Here is an 11903-nt window from a genome sequence, read left to right as displayed (position 1 = left end):
CGCTGCAATGGGCTAGCGAGCGCAGGGACGTCCGACTGGCCGCTACCACGCGGGCGGGGCAGTGGACGACCGCACCACGAGCTCGGGGATGAGAGAGCTGGACGAAGCTTCGTTCTCCCCACCGGTGATGTTTGCCAGGAGCAGGGCGATGCAGCGACGTCCGAGCTCGGCGAAGTCCTGGCGCACCGTGGTGAGCGGCGGCCAGAAGTGTGCGGCCTCAGGAATGTCGTCGAATCCAACGATGCTCACGTCGTGCGGAATATCGAGCCCGGCGTCGCGGATAGCGTGCATCAGCCCGAGCGCCATCTGGTCGTTGGACGAGAAAATGGCAGTGAAATCGCGCACACGGAGCAGCTCGCGCCCGGCATGGTATCCGAAGCTGGCGGTCCAGTCGCCCAGGATTGGCGCGGTGGTTGGGACGTCATTGGCCCCCATTTCCTCGAGGAATCCGCGCATGCGCGCCTCAGCCTCGATCCAGTCCTGCGGTCCGGCGAGGTGATAGATGCTGCGGTGTCCGAGGTCGATGAGATGTCGGGTGGCGAGGCGGGCGCCAGCTATCTGGTCCACAGAAAGGGCGTGCCTATCTGCAACACCGGTGGACTGCAGCGTCACATACGGCACAGCGATGGACAGCTTTTCGATGGCTTCAATGACCCGCACCTGGGGTGCGATGACGACGATGCCCTCCACCGACTGGTCCATCAGGTGGTCAACGGCAGCCTGAATGGACGAGGGCTCGCCTCGCGAGAGGTTGGCCGTGTTCACGAAGTATCCAGCCTCCCTGGCAGCATCCTGGATCGCCGCAATACTGCTCGCCGGGCCGTATTCCGCGCTCATTGCCGACAGCACGCCGATCGTGCGGGATTGCCCCTTGACCAGAGCCCGTGCGGCGCTGTTCGGTCGGTATTGCAGGTCGTCAATTACCTGCTGAACGCGCAGTTTGGTCGATTCCCGAATGCTGGGGTGGGCGTTGAGCACGCGCGACACAGTCTGGTGCGAGACCCCGGCTAGACGTGCCACGTCGCGAATGCTCGGGGCACGCCCCGTCGGCAGGTTCTCGGACACCATCACCCCTATTGGAATGTGCACGGTCACAATTGCGACCCACCCCATTATGGCCCGGCGCACGACAGATGTGACAGTCACATGCTGGCTTTCTGGCGGTCGACAACTCTATGCGGGAGGTGGCTCGATCAGCCAGCTACTCCACTTTGTGCGCTCCATCCGCTGCCCGAACCGCGAACATGACCGGGGCGACGTAGCCCCGCGCGGTGAACGCGGCGCCCACCGCGGCCTCTACGACGGGGCGCAGTGCGCTGGGAATGAGCGCGATCGCGGCACCGCCAAACCCGCCGCCCGTCATACGGGCGCCGATGGCACCGGCCGCGCGCGCGGTCTCGACGGCGAGGTCAAGTTCGGGAACGGAGATTTTAAAGTCGTCCCGCATCGACACGTGCGAGGCATCCAGCAGGGCACCGATCGCGGTCGGCCCCTGCTCGCGGAGCGTCTGCACTGTTTCCAGAACGCGCTGATTCTCCGTCACGATGTGACGCACCCGGCGAAAGGTCTCGTCATCGAGCAGCTCGGCCGCCCTGGCGAGGTCACTGACCCCCAAATCACGAAGGGCCGGCACGCCCATCAGTCGCGCACCGAGCTCGCAGGATGCTCGGCGTGAGGCATACCCGCCGGTTGAGTGGGCGTGGCTCACCTGACTGTCGATGATCAGCAGGTCGAGACCGGCCTTGTCAAGACCCAACGCAATGACCTCGGCGTGCAGACTCCGACAGTCCAGGAACACGACGGCATCGACGCGACCGAGCAGCGACGCAGACTGGTCCATGATTCCCGTGGGTGCGCCGACTACCTGGTTTTCGGCGAGCTGCCCGGCCAGTGCGAGGGTGGGCCGCTCGAGACCGAGCTGCCAGAGGTCGTTCAGGGCAACCGCCACGGCGCACTCGATCGCAGCGGACGATGACAGGCCGGCACCGACCGGCACGTCGGAGACGATGTACGCTTCGAAACCGGTCACCGCGCCGAGGTCGGCGCCGAATTGCCCGAGCGCCCAGGCTATGCCGAGCGGGTAGGCCGACCAGTCGGCCAGATTTTGCGGGATGAGGTCGTCCAGTCCAAGCTCGACGGTCCGCTCCGAGAAGGAACTCGCGACTCGCATCAGCCGGTCGCCGCGCGGAGCAAGAGCAACAATCGTGCGCCGGTCGATCGCGAGAGGCAGCACGAATCCCTCGTTGTAGTCGGTATGCTCGCCGATCAGGTTGACCCGACCGGGGGCCGACCAGAGTCCGTCCGGCGCGCGAGCGAACCGGGCCTCAAATCCTGCTCTCGCACTGCTGCAAAGGTCAGTCATGTTGGGGCTTCTCCGGGGTCGCTGCGCGGGCGGGTGAAGTTGCGGCAGCGGATACCGCGGCATCCGCTGCGTCGGCCCGCTCGATCGCCGCGCGAATCGTACTCGCGGCCCGTTCGGGGGTGACATCGGCGATCCAGGCCCCCATCGCGGCTTCCGACCCCGCGAGGTACTTGAGCTTGTCCTCGGCCCGACGCGGGCTCGTCACCTGCAGCATCAGTCGAATCTCCGAGCGCCGGACGTGTACGGGTGCCTGGTGCCAGGCTCCAATGTACGGGGTCGGCGTCGAGTAGATGGCGTCAATTCCACGCAGAAGGCGCCGGTACAGCACCGCCAGTTCGTCGCGCTCTGCGAGGGTGGTGGCGGCGAAGTCAGGCACGTGCCGGTTCGGGAGCATATGCACTTCGATCGGCCAACGAGCCGCGAAGGGAACAAAAGCAGTCCAATACGACCCTCTCAAAACGACACGGTCACCGGCCTGTTCAAAGGTCAGGATGTCCGCGAACAACGTCGGCCCATAGACGTCGAGCGACTCGATCAGCTGCCGCGTGCGCGGGGTCACGTAAGGATATGCATAGATCTGGCCGTGCGGATGCCGCAGGGTCACGCCGATCGCCTCGCCGCGATTCTCGAAGGGGAAGACTTGCTCGATGCCGGGCAGACGCGACAGTGCGTGCGTGCGCTCAGCCCACGCCTCAATCACCGTGCGAGCACGAGTGGTCGAGAGGCTCGCGAACGAACCCTCGTTCTCGGGGCTGAAGCAGACGACCTCACAGCGTCCAACGGACGTGCGGGTTCGTCCCAGACCGATTGTGGCGAGATCCGCGAGGCCGGCCGGGGCGTCGGCATCCGTTAGTAGCGGGCCGAAAGACGGGGTCTTGTTCTCGAAGACCACCACGTCATAGTTGCTGGGCACCTCGGACGGATTGTCCGGGGTTGACGGCGCCAGCGGGTCGAGGTGCGCCGGCGGCAGGAACACCCGGTTTTGCCGGGCGGCAGCGATCGACACCCATTCCGCGCTCAGTGGGTCCTGCCGCATGCCGGCAGTGGCGGGGCGCTGATCGAGTTCGCGCACATCGGCGGCCCGATCCGGCAACAGCGTGGTGCCGGGATCGTCGAAGTAGAAGAGGTCTCGACCGTCGGCCAGGGTGTGCTGCTGTCGAGCTATGCCGGCGTCGGCAATGAAATCTGCGTTTCTCATGGCGGTTCCTACCGTATCTTATTTTACTTTCCGAAACCAGAGACTTTCGAATTGAAAGAAATAGCGAAATAAGTAAAAATGGAGGCATGGCTTTCATTGAACCCCTGCAGAGCCCGACGACCGCACCGTCGATTTCCCCCGACCGCGACGGGCTACCGGGGCCCGTCAGGCGCGAGCAGATCCACAGGCTCATCGACGAACGCGGTTTCGTGCGGGTTCGCGAATTGCGTGAGACTTTTGGCGTGTCCGGTGTCACGGCCAGAGCGGATCTCGATGCGCTCGAAACTGCAGGAGCGGTCCAACGCGTACACGGCGGGGCAGTGCTCGCCCGAGGCTCTTCAGGGCAGCCAATAATCGAGTCCTCCTTCGAACAGGCACTCGCTTCGTCCGTCATACCCAAGCAACAAATTGGCTCGCTCGCGGCCGGCCTTGTCTCAACCGGGCAGAGCGTCATCCTCGACGTTGGTTCGACCACCCTCGCGATCGCCCGTGCCCTCGTGGCCCGCCAAGAATTGACCGACGTAGTGATTATCACGAACGGGCTGAGCATCGCACTCGAGCTCGAGCCAGCCATCCCCCGCTTCACCGTGATCGTGACCGGCGGTTCCCTGCGCCCGCGTCAGCACTCGCTCGTGGAACCACTCGCCTCCTCCGTGCTCAGCCAGGTGCACGCTGACCTAGCCTTCATCGGCTGCAATGGTGTAGATGCCGAGCACGGCGTCACGAACATCAACCTGCCCGAGGCGGGCACCAAGAAGCTCATGCTCGCGGCGGCGACCCGCTCCATCATCGTGGCCGACGCCTCCAAGCTCGGCCAGGTACACCTCGGCCAGGTCGGGCCACTTCGCTCCTTTGACACCCTGGTCACGGATACCGCGGCGGACAGCGCTGCGCTCGCGCCTTTTCGGGAGGCCGGCCTCGCCGTGATGCAACCGCAACACACGCCTTCCTGACGTGGTTTGCGCCCAGCGGGGAGTTTCTCACAGGGCCCGCTTCTTCTGACACCCCACCATAAGTGGCCCGTTAAACCTGTCTGTCAGGTCGTTGGATTGTTGCGACCGGGCCGGGACCAATCCGGGGGCTCCGAGAACACGTCACAATATACGCATGCCCATTCTGAACAAAGACATGACCCTGTGCATTTCGTTGTCGGCCCGGCCGAGCAACCTGGGCACGCGGTTCCACAACTACCTCTATGAGGAGTTGGGCCTGAACTTCATCTATAAGGCCTTCGCGCCGGCCAGCCTGAACGACGCCATCGCTGGTGTGCGCGGCCTCGGCATCCGCGGCTGTGCGGTGTCGATGCCCTACAAGGAAGACGTCATCGCGCTCATCGACGAGATGGATGCCTCGGCGTCCGCTATCGACTCAGTCAACACCATCGTGAACGACGACGGCCACCTGACCGCGTACAACACCGACTATTCGGCCGTGCAGCGCCTGCTGGCCGAACACGCGGTGCCGAACACCCTGACGGTGCTCGTGCGCGGCAGCGGCGGCATGGCGAAGGCCGTCGCGGCAGCCCTGCACGATGCAGGATTCGCTCGGGGAACGATCGTGGCGCGCAACGAGGTCACCGGCCGCGCCCTGGCCGCACTCTACGGCTACGAGTGGGCGCCCGAGGTGGGCGCGCTCACCGCCGGCCTGATCGTCAATGTCACCCCGGTGGGCATGACCGGCGGTGATGACGCCGACGCGGTGTCGTTCCCGGCCGCGGCCATCGCGGCGGCGAGCACGGTCTTCGACGTGGTGGCCTCCCCGGCTGAGACGCCACTCATCCTGGCCGCGCGCGCTCTCGGTAAGCCGGTCATCACCGGCGCCGAGGTCGTGGCGTTGCAGGCTGAGGAGCAGTTCTTCCTCTACACCGGCATCCGCCCCACTCCCGACCAGGTGCGCCGCGCCGCCGCCTTCTCCCGAGAGCCCTGACCACCCCATTACTTTCCGGGCCCGGTGACCATGATCAATCGTGGGCCCAGTTCCCGAAGGTGGGCCCGATACCGACGAGCCCGCACCGGGTCCCGACGCTGAAACGATGAAACCCCGCGAACCCGTCGCCGTTCCGGACGGGGCCCGGGCCTCGTCCCTAATGCACGCGGAGTCAGGCGCGGGGAAGGGCGGCCTCGAGGTCGGCGATGAGGTCGGCGACGTCCTCGATGCCGACGGACAGGCGCACGATGTTGTCGGGAACCTCCAACTCGGTGCCGCGCACCGAGGCGTGCGTCATTTCGGAGGGGTAGTTCACGAGCGACTCGACGCCGCCGAGCGATTCGGCCAGCTGGAACAGGTGCATCGACTCGGCGAACAGGCGCGCGGCGGCCGCGCCACCGACGAACGCGACGGAGATCATTCCGCCGAAGCCGGACATCTGCTTCTTGGCGAGGTCGTGGCCGGGGTGGCCGGGCAGTCCGGGGTAGTAGACCGCGGCGATCGCGGGGTGGCCGTCGAGGTATTCGGCGATGGCCTGGGCGTTCTTGCAATGCCGTTCCATGCGCACCGAGAGCGTCTTGATGCCGCGCACCGTGAGCCAGGAGTCGAGCGGAGCAGACACCGGACCGGCCGCGAACTGCAGAAACTGGGCTTTCGCGTACAGCTCGTCGTCGTTGATGATGAGGGCACCGCCAAGCACGTCGGAGTGGCCGCCGAGATACTTTGTGGTGGAGTGCACCACAACGTCAGCGCCGAATTCAAGCGGATGCTGCAGCGCCGGTGACGCAAAGGTGTTGTCGACGATCGCGACCACGCCGTGCCGGTGCGCGATCTCGGCGAGCGCCGCAATGTCACTGATCTTCATGAGCGGGTTGCTCGGTGTCTCCACCCAGAGGATCTTCGTCTCCGGGCGGATGGCCGCCTCGACCGCCGCGAGATCGCTCATCTCGACGGTGGTGTTGAGCACCCCCCAGGCAGCGTGCACCTGGTTGATGAGCCGGTGGGTTCCTCCGTAGACATCGTTGCCGAGCACGACGTGGTCGCCGGGCGCCAGGATGGCGCGCAGGATGGTGTCCTCCGCGGCGAGTCCACTGGCAAACGATAGGCCGTGCTTGCCTCCTTCGAGGGCGGCCAGCAGGATTTCGAGCACGGTACGGGTGGGGTTGCCGCCGCGACTGTACTCGTAGCCACCGCGCAGGTTGCTGATGCCGTCCTGCACGTAAGTGGAGGTCTGGTAGATCGGCGGAATGACAGCGCCGGTGGTCGGATCGAATTCCTGACCGGCATGGATGGCGATCGTGTCGAAGTTCATGGGTGCTCCCTCTGTAGAAATTATGCGCTCAGGTAGCTGAGCAGGTCGTGGCGGGTGATGACACCGAGCGGTTTGCCGCCGTCGGTCACGAGCAGCGCGTCGTGCTCGGCGAAGGCGGAACGCGCGGCAGCGACCGGCTCGTTGACGCCGATGAGCGGCAGGCCGTCGCCGACGATCGAGCCGATGCGGTCGGTGAGCTTGGCGTCTCCGGCGAAGACCAGGTTCATGAGGGCCCGCTCATCGACGGCGCCGAGCACCTCGCCCATGACGACGGGCGGCTTGGCGCTCAGCACGAGCAGCTGCGACACACCCTTGCTGGTCATGGTTTCGATCGCATCGTGCACGGTGTCACTCGGGTGCACGTAAACCAGGGCCGGCAGGCTCCCCGTCTTCGATTCGAGCAGGTTGGCGACGGTGTGACCGGCGGGGGCGTTGCTGAATCCGTAGCTGCGCATCCACCCGTCGTTGAAGATCTTGCCGAGGTAGCCGCGACCGCCGTCGGGCAGCAGCACCACGATCGTGTCGTCGGGGCCGAGCTTTTCCGCGGCGCGCAGGGCGGCCACGACGGCCATTCCGCTCGAACCGCCGACCAGGATTCCCTCTTCGAGGGCGAGCCGGCGGGTCATCGCGAAGGAGTCGGCATCGGAGACGGCGATCACCTCGTGCACGACCGTGGGGTCGTAGGCGCCCGGCCAGAAGTCCTCGCCGACGCCCTCTACTAGGTAGGGTCGGCCGGTGCCACCGGAGTAGACCGAGCCCACAGGGTCGGCGCCGATGATGCGTACGGCGTTATTCGACACCTCGCGCAGGTAGCGGCCGGTTCCGGTGATGGTGCCACCGGTGCCGACGCCGGCCACGAAGTGGGTGACCGTGCCGTCGGTGTCGCGCCAAATCTCCGGGCCGGTCGTCTCGTAGTGACTGAGCGGGCCGTTCGGGTTGAAGTACTGATTGGGCTTGAACGCGCCCGGAATGTCGCGGGCCAGCCGGTCGGAGACGCTGTAGTACGACTCGGGATCTTCGGGGGCAACGGATGTCGGTGTCACGACGATCTCGGCGCCGTACGCCGTGAGCACGTTGCGTTTGTCTTCGCCGACCTTGTCGGGAAGCACGAACACGCACTTGTAGCCGCGCTGCTGGGCCACCAGGGCCAGGCCCACTCCGGTGTTGCCCGACGTCGGTTCGACGATCGTGCCGCCGGGTTTGAGAAGGCCCTCGCTCTCAGCGGCGTCGATGATACGCACCGCGATGCGGTCCTTCGCCGAACCGCCCGGGTTCAGGTATTCGAGCTTCACGAGCACCGTCGCGGTGAGCCCGTCGGTGACCTTGTGGAGTTTCACCAACGGGGTGTCACCGATGAGGTCAAGAATGGTGTCTGCGATTTTCATGGGGAAGTCCTTTGGTCAAGCAGCAGGGTCGAGCCGAGCGCGTTCAAACACGCGCGGCCTCGGGTTGCACACCGAACGGCGGCCGAACGGATTCGTGGAGGGTCGGCTAGGGACAGCAGCAACACGACGAATGAACGGGCACGCATCCACTCTATCTGGAGCCGAGAGCCGCCGACCAGCCTGAGAAATAACTGTGAGAGCGGCATCGGGGAAGCCACAGGGGTGACTGATACGTTCGAATAGAAGCAGCTCCAACAGAGAGGCCCTCGTGACCCCCCAGCCCGGTTCCCCCGTAAACCAAGCGTCGCTCAAGCAGGAACGCGCCGCAAAGCGCACGAAAAAGCTGGAGGAATATCACCGCCAGCAAAAACGCGGCAAGCGCAACCGCCTGATCGGCATCGTCGGCGGCGCGGTGGCCGTGGTTGCGATCATCGCGCTCATCGTCGCTGCTTTCGTGCTCACCCCGAAGGCCGCAAACTACGCGGGCGGAGGCGCGGGGGACGCGTCGACGATCGACGGCGTCGAGACGTTCAGCAACACGGCCAGCCACGTCGAGACCGCCGTCACCTACGAGCAGACTCCGCCCGCCGGCGGCGAACACAACCCGGCTTGGCTCAACTGCGGTGTCTACGACCAGTCAGTTCCCGACGAGAACGCCGTGCACTCCCTCGAGCACGGCGCAATCTGGGTCACCTACGACCCATCGCTCTCCAACGCCGAGCTCGAAACGCTGAAGGCCGCGCTACCCTCGACCTTCGTCATCCTCTCGCCGTTTGACGGCATCCCCGCACCGATCGTGCTGAGCGGTTGGAACGCGCAGCTGCAGGTGGACAGCGCCGACGACCCCCGCATCGGCGAGTTCTTCACCGAATTCTGGAAGAGCGTCAACGTTCCCGAAAACACTGCACCGTGCACGGGCGCGATCGACGCCCCCGGCAAGGTCTCCTAGAACGCACGACCACGTGACCGCTGACAACCCGCAATCCGCCCCCACAGCGGATGCTCACCCCTCACGCCGGCGTCGCACTCTTTTCATAGTCGCCACGGTGATCGTCACAGCGCTCGTCGTGGGCGCCGTGGCTTTCTCAGCGGGGCGGCTCAGCACCATCGCGGACGCCACGCCGGACACGACGAGCGCCGAAGCCGGCTTCGCCCGGGACATGCAGGTGCACCACGATCAGGGAGTCGAACTCGCCCTAATTGTTCGCGATCGCACCGAGGATGCACCGGTGCGGCTGCTGGCCTACGACATCGCCACGACGCAGGCCAAGCAGAGCGGGCAGATGGCCGGGTGGCTCGCCGTCTGGGACCTGCCGCAGTTCTCCCCCGAACCATCGATGACCTGGATGACGCGGCCAACCCTGGCCGGGGAGTCGCACGACGCATCCCACACTGCTGGATCCGACGCCGCGCACCGGATGGGAGAACCGATGCCGGGGCTGGCGACGCCGGCGCAGATTACGGCGCTCACCGCGGCAGCCGGTGTGGAAGCTGAGCGGCAGTTTCTCGTCATCATGATCGCTCATCACCAGGGCGCCATCGAGATGGCCGATGCGGTGCTCGACCGAAGCACCAACGCGACGGTGCGGGCCTTCGCGACCGCCGTGGTCCTGAGCCAGAAGTCCGAGATCGACCTCATGACCAGCATGCTCGCCGCCCGCTCGTAGTCCGCCTTCGCCGCGCACCCGCCGCCCCGGGCCCACCTTCGGCAACTGGGCCCATGATCTAGCATGGGCCCAGTGTCCGGGCCCGGGCCCGGACAAGAGAGAGGGCGAGGTTAGGGGGCCGGAGCGGGGGAATCGGAGGTGATTTGGCGAGCGTATAGGGACGCATAAACCTGGCCTCGGGTGAGCAGCTCGGCGTGCGTGCCCCGCTCGACGATGCGGCCCTCGGAGACGACGAAGATCACGTCGGCATCGACGATGGTCGACAGGCGGTGGGCGATCGCGATGGTGGTGCGGCCGTGGCTGGCCGTGTCGAGGGCGGACTGCACCACGCTCTCGGAGATGGAGTCGAGCGCGCTCGTGGCCTCGTCGAGGATGAGCACGGGCGGGTCCTTCAGCAGCACCCGGGCGATAGCGATGCGCTGTTTCTCACCGCCGGAGAGTCGGTAGCCGCGCTCCCCCACCATGGTGTCGTACTTCTCGGGAAACGAGTCGATCGTGTCGTGGATGTTCGCGGCGCGCGCGGCCGCGACGAGCTCGGCATCCGTCGCCTCCGGCTTGGCGTAGCGAAGGTTCTCGGCGATCGTTGCGTGGAACAGGTAGGTCTCCTGGCTCACGATGCCGATGTGCGAGACGAGCGATTCCTGCTGCAGGTTGCGCACGTCGAGGCCGGAAAACAGTACCCGGCCGTCCGAAACTTCATAGAAGCGAGGAATCAGGTACGACACCGTGGTCTTGCCGGCGCCGGACGGTCCGACGAAGGCGGCGAACTGCCCCGGCTCGATTATTAGTGACACGTCGTCTAGGGTCGGGCGGGCGTCACCACCGGCATCCGGATAGTTGAAGCGCACCCGGTCGAACTCGACCCGACCGCGCTCAGAACCGACAGACGGCACCAGAGCGGCATCGGGCTTGTCGCTGATCGCCGGCTTCAGGTCGAGGTATTCAAAGATGCGCGCAAACAGCGCAGACGAGGTCTGCAGGTCGAGTGCAACGCGCATGAGGCCGAGTAGCGGAAAGATGAGCCGCGCCTGCACGGTCGTGAACGCCACGATCGTGCCGGGCGTGACATCCGTGGTGCCGTTGAACATGAGGGCGCCGGCCACCAGGTAGACGATCGCCGGAATCGCCGACAGGAACACGCTCACCGTGGCGAAGAACCACTGGCCGCTCATCTGCTGGCTCACCTGCAGCCGCACCTGGTTGCGGTTCTCCTCTGCATACCGATCGATCTCGTTCTGCTGCCGGGTGAAACTCTTCGACAGCAGAATGCCAGACACACTCAGGGTCTCCTGCGTGATGGCGGTCATGTCCGACAGCGACTCCTGCGTCTTGCCGGCGATGCGCGCCCGCACCTGGCCGACGCGGCGTTGGGCGAATACCAGAATCGGCATGAGCACGACGGCCACTATGGTCAGCTGCCAGTTGAGCAGCAGCATGGCCACGAACGCGGCGATCACGGTCACGGTATTGCCCAGAATGCTCGAGATGGTGTTGGTCAGCACGGTCGCGACTCCGCCGACGTCGTTCTGCAGCCGTGACTGGATCACCCCGGTCTTGGTCTTGGTGAAGAAGCTCAGCTCCATCGCCTGCAGGTGGGTGAACAGGCGCACGCGCAGGGCGCCCATGACCTGGTTGCCGACGCTCGCCGTTAGCCAGGTCTGCCAGACGCCGAGCAGCGCATTGACCAGGAAGACACCGAGCATCAGAGCCACGAGAACCCCGAGCACCGACAGGTTGGGGGGCGCGCCGCCGGCCGGAAACAGCCCGTCATCGAACGCGCGCTGGGTGAGCAGCGGCGGCACGACCGATAGAGCGGCGCTGACCAAGACGAGCACGACGGTGACGATGAGCGTGCTGCGATGCGGGGCGAACAGTGCACCGATTCGAGCGAGCAGGTGCGGGATGCGCGGGGCGAGCGCGTTCTCGGCACGCTGCGCCGCAGCATCCGCTCCGCTGACCCGTTTGCGCGGGCGTTCGATGCCCGCCTGCTGCCGCGGGCCGTGACCAGGGGCGCCGTGCATTCCACTCATGCATTCACTCTAAACGTCGCCGG

At 65.8% G+C, this 11903-nt stretch carries 10 protein-coding genes; 4 read left to right on the top strand and 6 right to left on the bottom strand.

Annotated elements, in window-relative coordinates; all coding sequences use genetic code 11:
• Positions 1-42: 42 nt before the first annotated feature.
• The 3 genes from QMF22_RS04810 to galT form a co-directional block, all read right to left on the bottom strand.
• On the bottom strand, positions 43-1068 hold the full coding sequence (locus tag QMF22_RS04810) for a LacI family DNA-binding transcriptional regulator (protein ID WP_283451635.1): 1026 nt from the start codon (positions 1066-1068) through the stop codon (positions 43-45).
• A 133-nt stretch (positions 1069-1201) separates the two neighbouring features.
• Entirely contained in the window at positions 1202-2362 is a 1161-nt protein-coding gene (galK, locus tag QMF22_RS04805) for a galactokinase (RefSeq protein ID WP_283450952.1), read from the bottom strand.
• On the bottom strand, positions 2355-3560 hold the full coding sequence (gene galT / locus QMF22_RS04800; protein ID WP_283450951.1) for a galactose-1-phosphate uridylyltransferase: 1206 nt from the start codon (positions 3558-3560) through the stop codon (positions 2355-2357). Before galT ends, galK begins: the two co-directional genes overlap by 8 nt.
• An 86-nt stretch (positions 3561-3646) precedes the next feature.
• Here galT and QMF22_RS04795 point away from each other — a divergent pair, with 86 nt between their 5' ends.
• Together QMF22_RS04795 and QMF22_RS04790 are read left to right on the top strand one after the other, a co-directional pair.
• Positions 3647-4513, top strand: a complete 867-nt coding sequence (locus QMF22_RS04795) for a DeoR/GlpR family DNA-binding transcription regulator (protein WP_283450949.1) — start codon at positions 3647-3649, stop codon at positions 4511-4513.
• A 154-nt stretch (positions 4514-4667) separates the two neighbouring features.
• A complete protein-coding gene (locus QMF22_RS04790) occupies positions 4668-5486 on the top strand; it encodes a shikimate 5-dehydrogenase (protein ID WP_283450947.1) in 819 nt (272 codons plus the stop codon).
• A 172-nt stretch (positions 5487-5658) separates the two neighbouring features.
• On the opposite strand, the gene QMF22_RS04785 is transcribed toward QMF22_RS04790, so the two are convergent.
• Both QMF22_RS04785 and QMF22_RS04780 read right to left on the bottom strand, forming a co-directional pair.
• Positions 5659-6798, bottom strand: coding sequence for a cystathionine gamma-synthase (locus tag QMF22_RS04785; protein ID WP_283450945.1), 1140 nt, complete (start codon positions 6796-6798; stop codon positions 5659-5661).
• 20 nt (positions 6799-6818) lie between these two features.
• Entirely contained in the window at positions 6819-8183 is a 1365-nt protein-coding gene (locus QMF22_RS04780; protein WP_283450943.1) for a cystathionine beta-synthase, read from the bottom strand.
• 268 nt (positions 8184-8451) lie between these two features.
• On the opposite strand from QMF22_RS04780, the gene QMF22_RS04775 reads away from it, so the two are divergent.
• Both QMF22_RS04775 and QMF22_RS04770 read left to right on the top strand, forming a co-directional pair.
• Positions 8452-9132 carry a thioredoxin-like domain-containing protein gene (locus QMF22_RS04775; protein WP_283450941.1) on the top strand — a complete coding sequence of 227 codons (681 nt, stop codon included), beginning with the start codon at positions 8452-8454 and terminating at the stop codon, positions 9130-9132.
• Between the two features lie 13 nt (positions 9133-9145).
• Complete coding sequence (locus tag QMF22_RS04770; protein WP_283450939.1) at positions 9146-9850, top strand: DUF305 domain-containing protein; 705 nt, start codon at positions 9146-9148, stop codon at positions 9848-9850.
• Between the two features lie 110 nt (positions 9851-9960).
• Here the strand turns inward: QMF22_RS04770 and QMF22_RS04765 are convergent, their stop codons facing one another.
• The gene (locus QMF22_RS04765; protein WP_283451633.1) at positions 9961-11871 is read right to left on the bottom strand and encodes an ABC transporter ATP-binding protein; all 1911 of its coding nucleotides are present in this window, start codon (positions 11869-11871) and stop codon (positions 9961-9963) included.
• Positions 11872-11903 lie beyond the last annotated feature (32 nt).

Origin of the sequence: Cryobacterium sp. PH31-L1 (assembly GCF_030063145.1) — a bacterium.
Classification (GTDB): domain Bacteria; phylum Actinomycetota; class Actinomycetes; order Actinomycetales; family Microbacteriaceae; genus Cryobacterium.
This window is presented reverse-complemented; position numbering and strand designations above follow the sequence as displayed.

What these genes read in the sequence shown, in the direction of transcription:
- QMF22_RS04765 (WP_283451633.1), bottom strand. Translation starts at nt 11,871, where the DNA reads ATGCACGGCGCCCCTGGTCACGGCCCGCGGCAGCAGGCGGGCATCGAA.
- galT (WP_283450951.1), bottom strand. Translation starts at nt 3,560, where the DNA reads ATGAGAAACGCAGATTTCATTGCCGACGCCGGCATAGCTCGACAGCAG.
- galK (WP_283450952.1), bottom strand. Translation starts at nt 2,362, where the DNA reads ATGACTGACCTTTGCAGCAGTGCGAGAGCAGGATTTGAGGCCCGGTTC.
- QMF22_RS04780 (WP_283450943.1), bottom strand. Translation starts at nt 8,183, where the DNA reads ATGAAAATCGCAGACACCATTCTTGACCTCATCGGTGACACCCCGTTG.
- QMF22_RS04785 (WP_283450945.1), bottom strand. Translation starts at nt 6,798, where the DNA reads ATGAACTTCGACACGATCGCCATCCATGCCGGTCAGGAATTCGATCCG.
- QMF22_RS04790 (WP_283450947.1), top strand. Translation starts at nt 4,668, where the DNA reads ATGCCCATTCTGAACAAAGACATGACCCTGTGCATTTCGTTGTCGGCC.
- QMF22_RS04810 (WP_283451635.1), bottom strand. Translation starts at nt 1,068, where the DNA reads ATGGTGTCCGAGAACCTGCCGACGGGGCGTGCCCCGAGCATTCGCGAC.
- QMF22_RS04795 (WP_283450949.1), top strand. Translation starts at nt 3,647, where the DNA reads ATGGCTTTCATTGAACCCCTGCAGAGCCCGACGACCGCACCGTCGATT.